Annotated in this window: 15 protein-coding genes; 6 read left to right on the top strand and 9 right to left on the bottom strand. The window is 41.9% G+C overall.

The genetic code is table 11. From position 1 onward, the window contains the following. Nucleotide 1 precedes the first annotated feature (1 nt). From ACOI22_RS11345 to ACOI22_RS11330, 4 genes are all read right to left on the bottom strand, one after another. Nucleotides 2-1594, bottom strand: a complete 1593-nt coding sequence (locus tag ACOI22_RS11345; protein ID WP_420672140.1) for a DUF4331 domain-containing protein — start codon at nt 1592-1594, stop codon at nt 2-4. A 169-nt stretch (nt 1595-1763) separates the two neighbouring features. Further along, nucleotides 1764-2492: an anti-sigma factor gene (locus ACOI22_RS11340; RefSeq protein WP_420672139.1), complete on the bottom strand. Its 729-nt coding sequence runs from the start codon at nt 2490-2492 to the stop codon at nt 1764-1766. Then, complete coding sequence (locus tag ACOI22_RS11335; protein ID WP_420672362.1) at nt 2489-3040, bottom strand: sigma-70 family RNA polymerase sigma factor; 552 nt, start codon at nt 3038-3040, stop codon at nt 2489-2491. Before ACOI22_RS11335 ends, ACOI22_RS11340 begins: the two co-directional genes overlap by 4 nt. Before the next feature lie 75 nt (nt 3041-3115). Further along, nucleotides 3116-3733, bottom strand: a complete 618-nt coding sequence (locus ACOI22_RS11330; RefSeq protein ID WP_420672138.1) for a TetR family transcriptional regulator — start codon at nt 3731-3733, stop codon at nt 3116-3118. A 164-nt stretch (nt 3734-3897) separates the two neighbouring features. Between ACOI22_RS11330 and ACOI22_RS11325 the strand changes: the two genes are divergently transcribed. Further along, nucleotides 3898-5022: an efflux RND transporter periplasmic adaptor subunit gene (locus tag ACOI22_RS11325; RefSeq protein WP_420672137.1), complete on the top strand. Its 1125-nt coding sequence runs from the start codon at nt 3898-3900 to the stop codon at nt 5020-5022. Nucleotides 5023-5081: 59 nt separating this feature from the next. After that, nucleotides 5082-8183: an efflux RND transporter permease subunit gene (locus tag ACOI22_RS11320; protein WP_420672136.1), complete on the top strand. Its 3102-nt coding sequence runs from the start codon at nt 5082-5084 to the stop codon at nt 8181-8183. Between the two features lie 80 nt (nt 8184-8263). Here ACOI22_RS11320 and ACOI22_RS11315 read toward each other — a convergent pair whose 3' ends face one another. Further along, the gene (locus ACOI22_RS11315; protein WP_420672135.1) at nt 8264-8794 is read right to left on the bottom strand and encodes a DUF962 domain-containing protein; all 531 of its coding nucleotides are present in this window, start codon (nt 8792-8794) and stop codon (nt 8264-8266) included. Between the two features lie 235 nt (nt 8795-9029). Here ACOI22_RS11315 and ACOI22_RS11310 point away from each other — a divergent pair, with 235 nt between their 5' ends. The 3 genes from ACOI22_RS11310 to ACOI22_RS11300 all read left to right on the top strand — a co-directional run bounded on the left by ACOI22_RS11310 (nt 9030) and on the right by ACOI22_RS11300 (nt 10800). Next, complete coding sequence (locus ACOI22_RS11310; RefSeq protein ID WP_420672134.1) at nt 9030-9695, top strand: TetR/AcrR family transcriptional regulator; 666 nt, start codon at nt 9030-9032, stop codon at nt 9693-9695. 75 nt (nt 9696-9770) lie between these two features. Then, nucleotides 9771-10097 (top strand): hypothetical protein, encoded by a 327-nt coding sequence (locus tag ACOI22_RS11305; RefSeq protein ID WP_420672133.1) that lies wholly within the window; start codon nt 9771-9773, stop codon nt 10095-10097. A 16-nt stretch (nt 10098-10113) separates the two neighbouring features. After that, nucleotides 10114-10800, top strand: coding sequence for a DUF4919 domain-containing protein (locus ACOI22_RS11300; RefSeq protein ID WP_420672132.1), 687 nt, complete (start codon nt 10114-10116; stop codon nt 10798-10800). A gap of 125 nt (nt 10801-10925) precedes the next feature. Here the strand turns inward: ACOI22_RS11300 and ACOI22_RS11295 are convergent, their stop codons facing one another. After that, the gene (locus tag ACOI22_RS11295) at nt 10926-11366 is read right to left on the bottom strand and encodes a nuclear transport factor 2 family protein (protein WP_420672131.1); all 441 of its coding nucleotides are present in this window, start codon (nt 11364-11366) and stop codon (nt 10926-10928) included. A gap of 309 nt (nt 11367-11675) precedes the next feature. Between ACOI22_RS11295 and ACOI22_RS11290 the strand changes: the two genes are divergently transcribed. Next, nucleotides 11676-13109 carry a methyl-accepting chemotaxis protein gene (locus ACOI22_RS11290; RefSeq protein WP_420672130.1) on the top strand — a complete coding sequence of 478 codons (1434 nt, stop codon included), beginning with the start codon at nt 11676-11678 and terminating at the stop codon, nt 13107-13109. Nucleotides 13110-13186: 77 nt separating this feature from the next. Here the strand turns inward: ACOI22_RS11290 and ACOI22_RS11285 are convergent, their stop codons facing one another. The 3 genes from ACOI22_RS11285 to ACOI22_RS11275 form a co-directional block, all read right to left on the bottom strand. After that, on the bottom strand, nt 13187-14170 hold the full coding sequence (locus tag ACOI22_RS11285; RefSeq protein ID WP_420672129.1) for an MDR family oxidoreductase: 984 nt from the start codon (nt 14168-14170) through the stop codon (nt 13187-13189). A 120-nt stretch (nt 14171-14290) separates the two neighbouring features. Beyond that, nucleotides 14291-14950: a DsbA family oxidoreductase gene (locus ACOI22_RS11280; protein WP_420672361.1), complete on the bottom strand. Its 660-nt coding sequence runs from the start codon at nt 14948-14950 to the stop codon at nt 14291-14293. 76 nt (nt 14951-15026) lie between these two features. Continuing rightward, on the bottom strand, nt 15027-15959 hold the full coding sequence (locus ACOI22_RS11275; RefSeq protein ID WP_420672128.1) for a LysR substrate-binding domain-containing protein: 933 nt from the start codon (nt 15957-15959) through the stop codon (nt 15027-15029). Between the last annotated feature and the right edge of the window lie 23 nt (nt 15960-15982).

Raw genomic sequence — 15982 nt, 5'->3', positions numbered from 1 at the left:
CCTATTCTGAGCCAGCAATAGGATTAGCTAAATATGGGAAGCTTTCCATCATCATGCTAGCGTTTACAGGCGCACCATCGGTAAATGGCACGTTGCCAACACTTGCATCTTCTGGCGCACAAAAACCTAAGTTGGTTGGTTCACCGGCAACGGGAATATCATGACAAAGCGCACCCATTACCACACGTAGGGCAATATCAACTACGTCATCACCAGGGCGGCGGCCATTTGGAAAACCTGCTAAATCATTTCCAGCTACACCAAAAGACGATTGCTCAGCCGCAACAGTTGCATCAATACCGGTATTTAAACGCAGCATTTCTGATGGTGTTACCGTTTGTAGTTGGTTAACGCCCTCTACACCTGTTAAAAACGCAGCAACTAAATCCGTGCGCGGGAAATTAGTTGGCGCTAGGGTTTCAATATCAGTGCCTAAAGTAGTATTCACCGCATCTTTAAATAAGATATTAAGTAGCTCAGGCAAAGAAGGGTGCGTTACATAGTCAGCAAACTGGCCGTCGTTACTTGGGTGTGAGCTCGAAAAGGTATCTTTGTCACTAATACCAATCACCAGTTCATTCACCAAAGGCGAACCTAGGCGTGACACTTGCGTTAGTGCACCTGCGTTCACATCGGGCTTAGAGAATGTTGCATTGGGATTTAATATACGCGCTTGTGGTAAACTTGCGCTAGTCCACGCACCTACTACGCCGTTACCTGAACCTGTAATACAGCTTTTGGGTACTTCAATGGCAATACTGGTCACGTTTTTATCAGCTAAATCATCGTTGCTATCACTTTGCGTAATACCGTTAGGAAAACCACCTGCATCGCCAGCACCCGGCGCGCTATCGCCCTCTACTGGCACATAGTTTACTAAGTCAAAGGTTTTACCCAAATTCACTACGAATGGGTCTTTGCGCTGGCCTACAAATACTTTACCAGCGGCATCGCAATTTGGGATGCTAATGGTATGAATAAAGGTATTTGCATAAGCCATATAGCCTTGCATGTCAGTGAAAGTTTTATTCCCCACGTAATCAAGTGGTTTTCCAAATGAGTTGGTGCCAGCGCCTGTATTCGCTATGGTTTCTTTACTGCCGGTGCGCATGTCACCTGAAATCATCGTTAATTCATAGCTCTCACTAAAGTTAGCATTTTGCGTGTTGCCAGCGCTTACGCCACCAATGTTGATCAAGGGAACGGCAACAGTGCGCTGGTTGTCAGCTGGGCCAACTGTTAAGGCTATTCCTTCGTTGTTATTAGGCAAGCTTTTGGTAAAGTTAAATGCAAAAGTAATGTCTTCTACGGCGTCACCATCGTTATCAATATGAATGCTGTAAGTGGCAGCTGGATCCATTGCAAAGTAATTAGGCCCGCCGTAAGCGTCTTGTAGTGGGATGTAATTTGCAATTAACGTAACGTAGTCTTCACGGCCATCTTCATAGCTATTGAAAACGTAAAAATCAGTTGAATCTAAAGTAGGGAAACGCGTAATGTTTGGCGCTTCTCGGTGGCTTGATGCGTTTACAGCTCCGGCAACAAATAGTGCGGCTAATGTAGCCGTGGTAGTCAATCTTTTAGTCTTTTGCATAACAGTTCCTTTTGGAATTAATTTAAGTTGCAAAAAGCCAAACGCGGCGGGTTTCATATTGGATGCAAAAAAAGTAAATTAAATTTAAACGCATAAAAAAAAGACCTTTAGAGATGCATCTAAAGGTCTTTTAAGTCATTGAAAATTTGCAGTTTGCTTTGCAGTAAGCTTAAAGTATGGCTAGTTTTGTAGCGTATAATACTTCGGTGGGCGAACCGTTAGGAGAACCGCCTAAAGGCTCTTTACTAACCGCAATAGCCGCTATTTCTATTTGATCAAAAACAGCCGGTTTATCAAGTTTGTAGCTACCATTTTGCTGCATAAGGCCTATTGAAATGGGTGCTTCCCCTGAAGCCGGCACAATCCACAATTGATAATCATTGTTTGCCATTTGTGGTACTTCGCTGGTGGTTTTAACCCCTATGTATTCAGGCGTAATATCAAATGACCAAAGTGGCACTTCGTCAGGATTACTAATTACCGCTACACTTTGCACGGGTTGCTCAACTTCACTGGTGTAATTAATGCTAAGTAAAATGGCAAGTACCAAACTCGCTGCAGTAGCAAAGCCCGATAACCACTTCCAGCCACTATTTTGCTGCACATCAATATGCTTAATAGCAGGTTTTTCAGCACTCACTTGGGGCTGCTCTGTGTAAGTTGTGACAGTGAAACCAATACGCTTGCTTATTTCATCCCAAACTTTCGCATGGGGTTGCATAGGTTTAACGTGCAACGACATTTGATTTAACTGCGCTTCCCAATAAGCCACTTCGCTTAAAATATTTGGATTAGAAAACTTTAAGCGTTCAAACCGGTCACGGGCTTTACCCCTTAATGTGCCTAATACGTACTCTGCTGATAAAGCCGAAATTAATGTTGGATTAGTATAATTCATAAGCTTAAACACCTTTGTAAACTGGTTAAGCCGCGGCGTATCCAGCTCTTAATGGTGCCTAAGGGTGAGGCTAAATGCTGAACCACTTCAGAATGTGAAAGGCCGTTAAAATAAGCTAAATGAATGGCCTGTTTTTGCTGGTTGTCTAATTCATCCATGCACATATCTAACTTAGGGTGTGCTATAAGGCCTTGTTCATGAAAGCCCTGATCTGAGGCACTATCTTCCATAGTGTCGCCTAGTTCGTTGTCACTCAACTCATCTTCTTTGCGTACTTTTTTGTGGCGAATAATATCGAGTGCTCGGTAACGCACTATACTAACAAGCCAAGTAAGTACGGTGCCTTGGCCCTCTTGATAGTATGATGCCTTATGCCAAACGCTAATAAATGCTTCTTGCGTAGCTTCTTCAGCGCTCTCTTGATTTTTAAGCATTTTGAGCGCTACAGCATATAGCTGGCCGCTTGTATTTGCATAAAGGGATTCAAAAGCGGCTTGGTTACCTGCGGCTGTTTTTTGTAAAAGCGGTAACAAATCTTCGTGTTCTATTGTCATGCTCAATGTCCTTTTCCATTTTTACACTAAACGGGATGAGTCAGAAATTGGATGCACCAATACAACATTTTATTTGTTACATTGCAAATTGCCCAAATACATTTGGATTAATCTGGCAGCCTTGCGCTGCATAGAAAACGCTGAAGGGTCTTCTAAGTACTCTACGGCTAGACCTCGTAAATAAGCACTTAAACCAATGGTTAAAATAGTTGAATCGGTGTCTTTTGAAAAAATGCCTTGTTCAATTGCCTTTGAAAAGTATTTAGACAATGACGCATGCTTTTGCGCTTTTTTAGCATTAAACCGCGCTTTGCTTTCTGCAAATTCACCCGAATAATCGCAGCGCAATAAAAACAGCGTTGCAATTTTACGCTTAGCTTCGTTAATTTCTAAATCAATGAGTATGTCGGTGCACACCTTTTGCAGTTGCTCTATGGGATTACTGGTAATGTTTTCTAAGCCATCTACAATGGTTTGAATAAAGGGGCTGTGTAATTGATCATGTAGCGCCTCAAAAATTTCTTGTTTACTGGCAAAATGCCAATATACCGCACCGCGGGTCACATTTGCTTGTTTGGCAATTTTCTCTAATGAGGTTTTTGCTACGCCGTGTTCGCTGAATAATAAGATAGCTGCATCAAGTATTGCTTGTTTGGTAGCATCTGCATCTTCTTTTGTTTTTCTCATTCCCAGTAATAACTCCAAGTTAGGTGTTCTATAAAACACGATTTCTTGCAGCGTTAAATTGACAACATACATTCGTGTATGTATATTACGATACCTTAATCAATTGGTGCTTGTCTAGCCCAATTTTTCTGACTTACATGTTCTTGCCTTAAAGGTTTTGCTTTATGAATTCAATTCGAATATCTGTACTTACGCTAGTATTGTCTGGTTCTATTTATGGATGTGGTGACACCAGCAACAATGCTCAATCCCAAGCGCAGCAGCCAGCTCCCACGGTATCTACTATTACCTTAGAAACGCAAAAAGTTGATCTTTCTATGGATTTGCCGGGGCGTGTAACTCCTTTCAAACAATCGCAGGTACGCCCGCAGGTTGATGGCGTTATTACTAAGCGTTTATTTGAAGAAGGCGCATTAGTTAAGCAGGGGCAGCAGTTGTATCAAATTGACGATGCACGCTACAAAGCACAGCTAAATAGTGCCATTGCCGATGTAAAAAGCGCTTTGGCTAATCAAAAAACATCGCAAGCAAAAACCGCACGTTATAAAGACTTGGTATCAAGAAACGCGGTTAGCCAGCAAGAATATGATGATGTAATTGCACAAAATGCCCAAGCCAACGCCAACATTAGTGTGGCAGAAGCGCAGGTAGATGTTGCGCAAGTTAATGTAGATTACACCAAAGTGTACGCACCTATTGATGGCCGAATTGGCCGCTCGTTTGTAACCGAAGGCGCCCTTGTAACCGGTAACCAAGCTCAGCAACTGGCCACCATTACCCAACTTGACCCTGTTTACATAGACATGCAAGAGTCTGGCAAAGCCATATTAGAGTTACGTCGTGAAATGCAGCAACAAGAAGCATTGCCTGTTTCAGTGTTAGTTAATGAGAACAGCAACGAAACATACAAACATAAAGGTAAGCTCAAATTCTCAGAAGTTACAATTGACCAAACAACTGGCGCCGTTACTTTGCGTGCCATTGTGCCTAACCCAGATGGAATGTTGTTGCCAGGCTTATTCGTAAAAGCGCGAGTGCATACTGGTGCTCGTGAGGCTGTGCTAGTGCCGCAGCGTGCCACTATGCGCCAAGCAAATGGCCAGCTAAGTGTTTATATTGTGAATGCCAACAAGCAAGTTGAAGCAATTAACATTACACCTATTAAAAGTATTGGCGCTAATTATGTAGTGAGTTCAGGCGTAAAGTCAGGCGATGAACTTATTGTGGCGGGGTATCAAAAAGTAAGACCAGACCAAACCGTTAACACGAAACCGTGGGAAGGGAGCTAGGCTCTTAGTTTCGTTTGATTCACTTTTTTACTATTTACGTGTATTAGGAAGGCTTATTTATGGCTCGCTTTTTTATTGACCGCCCCGTATTTGCTTGGGTGCTTGCGATTATCACAATGTTACTGGGAGTGTTGGCTATTAGCTCGTTGCCAATTGAGCAATATCCTAAAGTAGCGCCGCCAACTGTTTCGATTACAGCTACATACCCTGGTGCGTCAGCTGAAACCGTTGAAAACTCAGTCACCCAAGTGGTAGAGCAGAGTTTGTCAGGGATTGATAACTTAAGCTATTTTTCATCAAGTAGCGCAAACAACTCCATGTCTATTACCTTGAGTTTTGCACCCGGAACTGACCCAGACATTGCCCAGGTACAAACCCAAAACAAAGTACAGGGGATTATTTCTTTACTCCCAAACCCTGTTCAGCAGCAAGGCGTAACGGTAACCAAATCCAATGATTCGTTCGCGCTGGTAGTTGGTTTTTATTCTGACAACGAAGATATTAGCCAGTTTGATTTAAGTGACATGCTGGTATCACAGTTTAGAGACCCTATTTCTAGAATTGATGGCGTTGGGAACGTGCGCGTATTTGGCTCGCAGCGTTCAATGAGAATTTGGTTAGACCCAGCCAAATTATATAGCTTTAACTTAACGCCGGTGGATGTAAGAAACGCAGTTACGGTTCAAAACACTGACGTATCAGCCGGCCAATTAGGTGGTATGCCTGCTATTGAAGGCCAGCAAATTAATGCCACTATTCAAGCACAGTCGCGTTTAAAAACTGCTGAAGATTTTGAGCGCATTGTACTACGGGTAAATACCGATGGTTCACAAGTTAGAGTGCGCGATGTAGCGCGTGTTGAACTAGGTGCTGAATCTTATAATGTAATTGTGCGTTATAAACGCCGCCCAGCTTCGGGTATGGCAGTAAGTCTATCAACAGGGGCGAATGCACTTGATACCATTGACCGCGTTAAAGCACGTGTTGAAGAGCTAAAAAGCACACTGCCTGATGGCGTAACAGTAGTTTATCCTTTGGATTCGTCACCCTTTATTGAATTGTCAATTAAATCAGTAGTACAAACCTTGATAGAAGCCGTTGTACTGGTGTTTCTAGTGATGCTGCTGTTTTTACAAAACTGGCGTGCAACGCTTATTCCTACTATTGCTGTGCCTGTGGTTTTACTAGGCACATTTGCCGTGTTATATGCCTTTGGCTTTAGCATCAACGTATTAACCATGTTCGCAATGGTACTTGCCATTGGATTGTTAGTGGATGACGCCATAGTAGTGGTAGAAAACGTTGAGCGAATAATGGAGGAAGAGGGTTTATCACCCAAAGAGGCCACTAAAAAATCAATGTCGCAAATTACTGGGGCCCTTGTAGGTATTGCGGCGGTGCTTTCAACCGTATTCGTTCCCATGGCATTCTTCACTGGTTCTGCGGGCGCTATTTATCGTCAATTCTCAATTACTATTGTGTCGGCAATGGCGTTTTCTGTACTGGTGGCAATAGTATTGTCACCCTCATTGTGTGCCACGCTATTAAAGCCGCATGATCCAAACAAAGACAAGAACAAAGGATTTGCGGGTTGGTTTAATCGGAATTTCAATAAAGGACGCGATCGCTATACACGTGCAACTACCCACATTGCTAGCAGAATAAAGCGATATTTAGTGGTTTATGGTGCGCTGGTAGGTGTAATGGCTATTGTATTCATGCGTTTACCTAGTTCATTTTTACCCAACGAAGACCAAGGCAGCATAATGATGCTGCTAAGTGCACCACCAGGTGCTACGGCACAGCGTACACTTGAATCAGTGAAACAAGCAGAAGACTTTTTCTTAGATACTCATGAAGACGTGACTTCTGACTTATTTACGGTTGTAGGTTTTAGCTTTGCAGGGCAAGCACAAAATGCGGCGATGGGTTTTGTACATTTGGTTGACTGGAGCGAGCGTGATGAATCTAGCTCGGCGTTTTCAATTGTAAATCAAGCGTATGGTGCGTTTTCTCAAATTCAAGATGCAACCGCCTTTCCTATACTTCCGCCGCCAATTCGTGAATTAGGCAATGCTACAGGCTTTGATATGCAACTGGTTGATAGAACCGGCGCAGGGCATGAGGCGTTAATGAAAGCAAAAGGACAACTGCTAGGTATGGCAGCGCAAAACCCTAAACTAACCGGTGTTAGGCCTAATGGATTGTCTGATGTGGCGCAGTTTAAAATAGACATTGATAGCGAAAAGGCGTCAGCCCTTGGTATTCCTTTGAATGATATAAACAGTACCTTGCAAATAGCTTGGGGTTCAAGTTACGTAAACGACTTTGTTGATAACGGCAGAATTAAACGCGTATATATGCAAGCTGATGCTCCGCATAGAATGGTGCCCGAAGATTTAGAAAAGTGGTACGTAAGAAATAATAAGGGTGAAATGGTAGCTTTTAGCGCATTTGCGAGCACTCAATGGACTTACGGCTCACCTAAGTTAGAGCGCTTTAACGGAATAGCGTCGGTCAATATACAAGGTAATCCAGCACAAGGTGTGTCATCGGGTGAAGCTATGGCTGAAATGGCAAGAATGGTGAGTGAACTACCGGGTGATTTTGGTGTAGATTGGTCAGGCTTGTCATATGAGGAAGAGGCTGCGGGTTCGCAATCAGGCCAACTGTATATGATTTCATTGTTAGTGGTATTCTTATGCTTAGCCGCCTTATACGAGAGTTGGTCTGTGCCAATATCGGTAATACTTGTGGTGCCACTTGGTATTTTGGGCGCGGTAGTGGCGGCTTATATATTCAATTTACCCAATGATGTTTACTTGCAAGTGGCGTTCTTAACCACGGTAGGCTTAGCCGCTAAAAATGCGATACTTATTGTTGAGTTTGCAAAAGAGCAGTGCGAGCAAGGTGTAGATAAAATGGAAGCAGTTGCCAATGCAGCTAAGCAGCGTTTCCGCCCTATTATAATGACATCAATGGCATTTATATTGGGGGTAACACCACTTGCTATATCTAGTGGCGCGGGTGCCGAGTCACAAAATGCAATTGGTATAGCGGTAATTGGTGGTATGTGTGCTGCTACTTTCTTGGCTATCTTCTTTGTACCTATGTTCTTTATATTGGTACAAAAAGGAAAGAAGAATACAGAGGCTGAATAAGGCTGAGCGTTAAAAAACGCGAATAAAAAAAGCCAGTAACAATCTAGTTGTTACTGGCTTTTGTGTGTAAGAAGATATATTTACGCGTTTACAGGTTTTGGCGTTTGCTTTTTAATGATGCCAGCGCGGGATTCTATGTCTGCTTTTAATTCGCTGAACATGCCTATAAAAAATAACAGTTCAGCGGTTACGAACAATGGCCCAATAAGCAAGCCAACTAAATCATCAACAAATGCAGGTTTTTTTCCTTCGTAATGATGGCCAACAAATTGAATAATCCACCCGCCAACAAACAAGGCTATACCGGTTGCTAACCAAGTTGTTAATGATAGCTGTGCAATGGTGGCCGCAAAATACAAACCCGCCCCCATTAACACTGCCATGATTAATCCAAACACTAGGTTTAAGCGCAAATAAAATGCCATTGATAATACAAAGCCTATAACGGCAGGCGTAATAGCAAAGCCTTCAACAACAAATAAAGTAGGGCGCGATAACAACACTATTACTGAAAACACAATAATAGGCACTCCAAATATGTGCGTTAAAATGTTGCGTGGGTCGCGATGATATTTGGCATACGTTGACATGTGTTCAATAAACGAAGTCATGGCTTTTCCTCTTTATGAATTATGGAATACGTGCATTTCCACAACTTTAGTTGTAAAAAGGCCGTATACTGTGTGTATGATTAATCTTTTTCCAGTACGTGGTTTACTATCAAACTTAGCTTAACTGGGTAGATTTTATCTTAACCAAAATCTACATGTCATATAGATTTTAGTCAACATAAAATTTACAAATATTGTACATGCTTGCTCATGTATTAAATTTGGACGACAAAACGTGAATACTAAACAACCCCAAAGGGGCGTTGAAAAACGTTCCGAAAACACACATTTGCGCCGCCAAAAAATGATTCGCGATGCTTGTGAGTTAATTGCTGAATTAGGCCCAATACAATTCACGCTTTCTAGCTTGGCCGCTAAATCAGAAGTAACCTTACCCACTATAAACAATCAATTGGGTAAGAAAGCAGATGTGTTTCAAGTGATTGTAGATTGCATGATACAAAAAACACAAAGCACCTTATTTGATTTTGACCTAAGCTCTCCTTTACTCGCGTTAGAACAACTTACTGAGTCTTTAATTTCCTTATATAGGGGTGATGAAGCCCTGTACAAAGCTGCTTTTTTTATAGGTGAAACGGAAGATTTATTTGAGCATGAAATTCCCGATGTACTTTATGAAAAATCAATTAACACCGCTATTGGCATAGTAAAATCTGCGCGAGAAAATGGTGAATTGCTCGGTAATATAGACCAAACCTTGCTTGCGCATATGCTGTTTGAAAACCAACGCTTTGTTCGCCGAGATTGGATGCGGGGTTACATCAGCTTAGAAGTATATAAGCATAAGTTACTAAGCGCGGCTTACGTTACCTTAGCGGCCGACGCCAGCAAAGAAATGCATACTATCTTGCTCAATAAAATTGACGAATTAGCATTGTAAGTTATTGGTAATGTTGCTTTAATGAGTTTCAGGCTTATAAGTATTAACAATTGGTACAATGGAAGCTAGCTTATTATGAATGTATTTAAAACTTTGCGCCGTAGATATGTAGTATGGCAATACAAAAAGCATAAGCGCAACATTATTGAAGGTATTTCAATTACTGAATTCACGGCTATCATTGACCAATACCATGATCAAGGCTGGGAAGTGTTTTCATACACGTCTCTTCAACTAGATGGGAATACCGCATGGAGCGGAAAACTGCGTAAAGGTAGTATTAGCTTACTATGTAATTGGTCACTTACTAACGAAGGCTCTATAATAGGGCCCGCACGTGTAATGAAAGGCGTAGGTGCTGAGCTTAACATGCCTATACAAACTCATCCTCATTTCAATTAATTGCGTTAATTTTTTCATGAAATATATACTTTTTATTGTTTTGTTTATGCTGTTGCAAGCATGTGCGAGCAATCAAACTGATTCACTAAACAGCAATAACGAACCCTCAAAAAACCAAGTGCTTAATTATGAAAAAAGTGATGCTGATTACTTAGCGCTTATTGCTAAAATTAAAAACAATTCAGCCAGCGCCCAAGACTACGACACTCTGCTAAAGCTGTATCCCTTAACGTCATTTTACGGAGCGTCAGCCAAAAATGAGCAAAAAGCAAAGTTACTTTCTCAGAGTTCCATGGAAGCACAAAATTGGCAGAAGTGTTTTGAGCTAAACCAAGCCTTACTTGCACTTAACTACACATCTTTAACGGGTCATTATGGCGCGGCTATTTGCGCCACTGAAATGAGTGATATTGATACAGGGCGTTACCACCACTTTGTGCTTGATAGCTTTATTGAGGCTATTTGGCGAACGGGTAATGGGCAAACCCCGCAAACGCCTTTTGTGATTAATAGCGCGCCTGACTTATATGCCTTTATTCAGCTTCATCAAATGGTGGCAACCGGCCAAGCGTTTACTTATGTAAATGACTTACCTATTCAAGCGATAAAAGTACAAAACCCAGAAACCATGCGAAGTTCAACTTGGTACTTTGATGTAACTGCGCAATTTAGACGTGGATTAATAGACCAACTTGAGCGTTGAGCTGGCTCTTTATGGTGCGAGAGTACTTTAGGAGGTCCCCACCTTCGTGGGAATGACGAAAGGAGGGTGGGAATGACGAAAGGAGGGGGGGATGACGGTAATTAATAACTGGCCAACAGCCGCAGCTAATACGCGTAGTTTATCCAGTCACTTTGTTTAATAATTAATTGCGCGTCATTGTATTCTTGCACTATCACAAATTCCCATGGACCAAGGCTTTGCCCGTTGTAGGTAAAGGCATGAAAGGTCCCTTGGGTAACCACTGTATTTCCCTTTACTATTTGTTTATCAACATTCATTAATTTGCCTTGCTCAGGCATAACGAAATCGCCTTTAGACCAATCTAAAAATGCTTTGATTTTGTCTTTACCCTCAAATTCTTCGCCTGAAACAATATCTTTTAGCACAGCATTGGGTGCATAAAATGCTATGAAGCGCTCAAATGACTGGCGTTCAGTGTATACATTAAAATATTCCTGTGCCTTGGCTTCTATTGTATTTTTAGGAGCCGGCTCACAAGCCATTAATGAAAAAACAGCAAATATAAATAATACGCTTTGCTTCATGGTTTAAGTGGTTCCTAGTGGAATCTAGCGCTGTTAGTTGAACCATTCTTGATGATATTGCCCTTAATCGCAAGCGCGTGTAGCGATAAAGGCAACACAAACAAGGGGTTTAGATAATTTAAATGCCCTTTTGATGTTCATTATTTATTATATTTTTGCATAAAAAACAAACGCTTACTAAGGTGCTCTACATAGGTGCTTAATATAAGCTGAAAAAAGCCGATAAAGAAAAAAATCAATCACTTAATTTATTTCTATCTTATGAAAATATATCCATGGTTCGAAAAGGGCAATCAAACATATAAAATTGTGTTAATTATCCAATTGGTATTGAGCGGCGTAATTGGCTTTTTTACCGATAGCCTTGGCCTTGGCATTATAGCCGGCCTTGTGATTATTGCTTTACCATTGGCTCTTTTTAAGATAAGCCCCAACGCGGTTTATACTCGCCACGCGGCTGTGATTGCCTCGCAGTTGTTTGTTGCCTTGCACATTGAGCAAAGCATGGGCGCTACATATATGCACTTCGAAATATTTGCGATAATGGCGGTCACTACCGTGTATCGTGATTGGAAAGTGGTTATATCCAGTGTAGTAGTGGTTGCAGTGCATCATTTCCTATTCTATTACCTGCAAACATCAAATGTGCCTGTATACATATTTGAAGAGCAATACTTAACGCTTTCAATATTAGCAATTCATGCACTATTTGCTATCGCCGAGGGCGCAATTTTATGCGTCATTAACCACCAAGCTTTTAAAGATGGTAAAGAAGCGGTAGAACTGCAAGACGCTATTCACAAAATTATGGAAACGGAAGGGCAGTTTAACTTGCATGTAGAAGTGCCAGAATACAGCACTACATCTAAGCAATTTAACACGCTTATTTCATCGTTCTTAACATTTATCAATCAAACTAAAGCAGTTGCAGAAAATATCTGGGACGTATCAGGTACTGTTAGCAGCCTAGCAAGTGACGTAAAACAAGCAAGTTTAGATACTAGTGGGCAAGTATCAACCATTGCCGCAGCAACCGAAGAAATGACCGCGAACAATGAATCGGTTTCTGATAGAGCCGCAAATGTTAATTCAATTTCAAAAACAGCGCGTGATGCCAGTGATAAAGCAAAGTCTATTATTGTTGATTCGCATCATGAGGTAAGCTCGCTTAAAACAGATTTAAGCACAACATCTACGTCTATTATGAGCTTGTCTGAAAAGTGCCAGCAAATTGAAAGCGTTATGGCTTCAATAACGGCAATATCTGATCAAACTAACTTACTGGCGTTAAATGCGGCCATTGAGTCAGCTCGAGCTGGTGAGCATGGTCGAGGCTTTGCTGTAGTAGCCGATGAAGTGAGACAGCTCGCTATGCGTACTAAAGATAATACCGCACAAATAAGTGAAATTACGCATTCTTTAATTCAAGATTCGAACCTATCGGTTGAGAAAATGAAAGTATGTTTAAGTACTTCTGACAAGGTGGGCGCTTCTTCTGATTCAACCTTGAGTATTATTGACGAAGTAGTAGCAAGCATTACTTCGGTAAGTGACAACATGGCGTCGGTTTCGTCAGCCATTAAAGAACAGTCTATTGCATCTACTGAGATTTCAAAGTCTACCAGTATGTTGGCAACAACCTCTGAAAGCTTATCGCATCATGCTGAGCAAACCGACGTTAGTTTTAAAGACTTAGAAACAAACGTCAATAAACTAAAAAGCAACTTAGCGCGCTTTATGTAAATAGCGTAGGCTGAAATAAAACGGATACATAAAAAAGGGCTTAATTTTTATTTAAGCCCTTTTTTTACGTTCTAATTTTACTTCATTACGTCAACAACGACCCTTCCTTTGACCGTGCCGTCCATAAACTTATTGGCATATTCAATAGCTTCGCTAAGCCCTATATACTGGCTCAAAGCTTCTAGCTTAGTTACGTCTAAGTCTTTTTCTAAACGCTCCCATGCTTCTAAGCGCTGTGCTTTAGGGCACATTACACTATCAACCCCTATTAGCTTAACACCGCGTAAAATAAATGGTGCAACTGTAGCCGGTAAGTCCATACCGCCTGCTAAACCACAAGCGGCTACCGAACCACCATATTTAAGTGATGCGCAAATATTTGCCAGCGTATGGCTGCCCACTACGTCAATTGCGCCTGCCCAGCGCTCTTTGATCATAGGTTTGCCAGGAGATGAATATTCGTCGCGGTGAATGATTTCACTGGCACCTAAATTACGTAAGTAGCTTTCGTCGCTAAGTTTTCCCGTGAGTGCTACTACGGTGTATCCCAGTTTTGCTAGTATGGCAATGGCTACGCTACCCACACCGCCGGTTGCGCCCGACACTAAAATTTCGCCGTCACTCGGGCGCACGCCTTGTTTTTCTAAGGCCATTACGCATAGCATAGCGGTATATCCAGCGGTACCAATTGCCATAGCTTGCTCGGTACTGAAGCTTTTGGGCAAAGGAACAAGCCAATCTGCATTTACGCAGGCTTGTTCTGACAGCCCGCCCCAGTGGCGTTCACCTACGCCCCAGCCATTTAGCACTACTTTGTCACCTACAGAAAAGTCAGCCGAGTCTGAATGCGTGACTTCACCAGCAAAATCTATTCCGGCTACCATTGGAAAACTTCGCACAACAGGGCTTTTGCCCGTAATTGCTAGGGCGTCTTTGTAGTTTAAGGTTGAATGCGCAACCTTAACGCTTACGTCAGCTGCTGGTAAGTCGCCTTCATTTACTGTTTGGTAATTAGCCGAGTAGCCGGTGTCGTCTTTGTTTATTACTACTGCATTGAACATAATTTGCCTCGCTTTTCTTTTCTGAATAATCTAAATCATTAGACGTGTAAACATGAGCGTTACTATTACATGCCATCTTTAATTTAGGCTATACGACTTAGGCACAATAGCCATTTAGAATTATGATTGTTGTACTTGTGTTTGACTAATTTGAACCAGCGCCTGTTCAAAAACATCAGCTGGTTGGCCGCCGCTAATTAAGTGCTTTTGGTTTACAATCACTGCGGGCACCGAGCTTATTCCCATAGACTGATAATACTGCTGCTCTTTGCGAACATCTTCTTCAAACTGAGTACTGTTTAATATGTTTTGCGCTTCGCTTAACGGCAAGCCTACATCTTCCACGCATTTTAATAGCTGCTTATGATCACTTGGGTCACCTGCTTGTTGAAAGTACAAGTCAAATAAGCGCAGTTTAAGCTCGGTTTGTTTGTTGAAGTTTTTAGCCCAGTGCAACAATCTATGAGCATTAAACGTATTGTAAATTCGACCACCACCGCGCACGCCAAAGTCGTAACCAACATCGGCGCCGCGCTGTTTTATCATTTCTCTGTTTTGATCAATTTGCGCTTGGTCAATGCCGTACTTTTCACCCAGATGTTCATTAATTTCTTGGCCTTCACTGGGCATTTGTGGATTTAGCTCAAACGGGTGCCAAGTAATATTGGCAGAAACATCATCTTTAATGCGCTCAAGTGCTATTTTAAGTGCACTGTAACCCACAATGCACCAAGGGCATGAAACGTCTGACACAATATCAATTTGTAGTTGTTGCATAATTTATAGCCTTAAATTTGATTCAACGCCTCTGCTTGCAGAAACGATTGAAGGTAACAAAAAGTTGCGCTTGTTTATCTTAAAACTCTCCCTTTTGGAGTATTTTAGCTTGCGCAAGTTCATTTAACACGCCAAGTGTTTTTTCTCGGAGTTGGTCTCTTATTAATCTTACCGCTGGGGTAATTGATTGGCGGCCAGCGCACACAATCCAAAGCTCTGATGGTTTGTGCTGGTAGCCTTGCATTACCCTTACTAGCTCTCCATTTAATAAAAATTCAGAAGTATCAAGGGCTGATTTAACCGCTAGCCCATGCCCTGCTAAACACCAGCGTTTGACCATGTCGCCGTCATTTGTTGCGCGGTTTCCTTTCATTTTCACTTTAAAGTTGTTTTCGCCTTTAGAAAATTCCCACTGGTTATTTACAATGTCGTAAAGCTGATAAAACAAACCGTTGTACTGGCTTAATTCATTAGGATGTTTTGGCGCGCCGTGCTTTTCTATAAAAGTAGGCGACGCACAAAGTAAGCGAGGAACATTGCAAATTTTAAAGCCATACAAACTTGAATCATTAGGTAGGCCGTAACGCAAGGCAATGTCGACTGGGTCACGGTAAAAATCTATATTGCTGTCACTTAAATGAAGTTTAAGCGATATGCCGGCATGCTGTTGCATGAATTGGTCAAGCCATGGCGCTACTATGTTGCGTCCCAAATCAGAAGACACCCCAATACGTAATTCGCCGTCTATTAGACCTTGTTCACTTTTCATGTTTTGTTTGGCGTTTAACAACAGGCCAAGTGCTTCTTCACACTGCGGAAGGTAGCGCTCGCCAGCACTAGATAGCTTTAAGCTGCGCGTGGTGCGGGTAAATAGTTCTGTGCCTAAATTAGCCTCAACCCTTTTCAGCGCGGCACTTGCCGTAGCAACACGCATGTCTAAGCTAGCCGCAGCAGCGGTAATACTTTTAAACTCGGCCACTTTTAGCACTACATGCAAATCTTCTAGTAGCATATTTTCAAATATCTATTGATAAT

This window comes from Glaciecola sp. 2405UD65-10 (genome assembly GCF_048820975.1).
Taxonomy (GTDB): domain Bacteria; phylum Pseudomonadota; class Gammaproteobacteria; order Enterobacterales; family Alteromonadaceae; genus Glaciecola.
The sequence above is the reverse complement of the archived record's forward strand: the minus strand, read 5'-3'. Positions and strand labels throughout refer to the sequence as shown.

What these genes read in the sequence shown, in the direction of transcription:
- ACOI22_RS11345 (WP_420672140.1), bottom strand. Translation starts at nt 1,594, where the DNA reads ATGCAAAAGACTAAAAGATTGACTACCACGGCTACATTAGCCGCACTA.
- ACOI22_RS11340 (WP_420672139.1), bottom strand. Translation starts at nt 2,492, where the DNA reads ATGAATTATACTAATCCAACATTAATTTCGGCTTTATCAGCAGAGTAC.
- ACOI22_RS11330 (WP_420672138.1), bottom strand. Translation starts at nt 3,733, where the DNA reads ATGAGAAAAACAAAAGAAGATGCAGATGCTACCAAACAAGCAATACTT.
- ACOI22_RS11325 (WP_420672137.1), top strand. Translation starts at nt 3,898, where the DNA reads ATGAATTCAATTCGAATATCTGTACTTACGCTAGTATTGTCTGGTTCT.
- ACOI22_RS11320 (WP_420672136.1), top strand. Translation starts at nt 5,082, where the DNA reads ATGGCTCGCTTTTTTATTGACCGCCCCGTATTTGCTTGGGTGCTTGCG.
- ACOI22_RS11315 (WP_420672135.1), bottom strand. Translation starts at nt 8,794, where the DNA reads ATGACTTCGTTTATTGAACACATGTCAACGTATGCCAAATATCATCGC.
- ACOI22_RS11305 (WP_420672133.1), top strand. Translation starts at nt 9,771, where the DNA reads ATGAATGTATTTAAAACTTTGCGCCGTAGATATGTAGTATGGCAATAC.
- ACOI22_RS11300 (WP_420672132.1), top strand. Translation starts at nt 10,114, where the DNA reads ATGAAATATATACTTTTTATTGTTTTGTTTATGCTGTTGCAAGCATGT.
- ACOI22_RS11295 (WP_420672131.1), bottom strand. Translation starts at nt 11,366, where the DNA reads ATGAAGCAAAGCGTATTATTTATATTTGCTGTTTTTTCATTAATGGCT.
- ACOI22_RS11285 (WP_420672129.1), bottom strand. Translation starts at nt 14,170, where the DNA reads ATGTTCAATGCAGTAGTAATAAACAAAGACGACACCGGCTACTCGGCT.
- ACOI22_RS11275 (WP_420672128.1), bottom strand. Translation starts at nt 15,959, where the DNA reads ATGCTACTAGAAGATTTGCATGTAGTGCTAAAAGTGGCCGAGTTTAAA.